We start from the raw sequence: 961 nt of genomic DNA on the forward strand, positions 1-961 counted from the left end.
CGCCAACTCACCCCGGAGCCGCTCCACTTCCCCCAGCTTCACCCCGAAAGGCTGCCCACCACCAGCCGAGATCACTCAACGTAACGAAGTACTACTAGGCAGTTTCGTTTGGATCAGTCGGTCGTTGGTCTGGGTGTGTCGTTGACTGATGCGCAGTGGGCGCGGATCGAGCCGTTGCTCCCGGACCGGACGCCGAAGCGGGGTGGCCGCTGGCGGGACCATCGTGAGGTGATCGACGCGATCGCCTACAAGTTCCAGACCGGCACCCAGTGGGTGCACCTGCCGGAGAAGTACGGCAACTGGCGGGGCGTCTACAACCGGCTGCGGATGTGGGCCGTCGACGGCACCTGGGAGCGGGTGTTCACCGCCCTGGTGACTCAGGCCGACGCGGACGAAGACGTCAGCTGGGCCGTGTCGGTGGACTCCACCGTCGTGCGCGCTCACCAGCACGCGGCCGGGGCCCGCAAAAAAGGGCCCCGGCCGACGAGCCGCATGACCACGCCATCGGCCGCTCCCGCGGCGGACTGACCACGAAGATCCACCTTGCCGCCGACGGCCGGTGCCGACCCTTGGCCTTCCACCTCACCGCCGGCCAGGCTGGCGACGCACCTGCCTTCACCGAGGTGATGGCCCGCCTCCGCGTTCCCCGACAGCGCGGTCGTCCGCGCACCAGACCGGACATGGTCCTGACCGACAAGGCCTACTCCTCCCGCCAGATCCGCGACCACCTGCGCAGACGCGGTATCCGGGCGGTGATCCCGGAGCGGGCCGACCAGCAGGCCAACCGGATGCGGCGCGGACCGGTCGGTGGCAGACCGCCGGCCTTCGACCGGGAGGCGTACAAGCAGCGCAACACCGTCGAGCGGTGCATGTGCGCCACGAGGCGCCTTGTTGTATCCCCGGCACAGCCGGGAGGAATTGGAGGGATATTCCTGGGCCTGATGGCTTACCTGGATCCGAA

1 pseudogene is annotated in these 961 nt (G+C 68.5%); it reads left to right on the plus strand.

Annotated features, from left to right (window positions below):
• Positions 1-135: 135 nt before the first annotated feature.
• Positions 136-961, plus strand: a pseudogene (locus KUM03_RS38630) (IS5 family transposase); the annotation flags it as partial.

The organism is Streptomyces sp. AC602_WCS936 (assembly GCF_019049125.1).
In the GTDB taxonomy this organism is placed as follows: domain Bacteria; phylum Actinomycetota; class Actinomycetes; order Streptomycetales; family Streptomycetaceae; genus Streptomyces.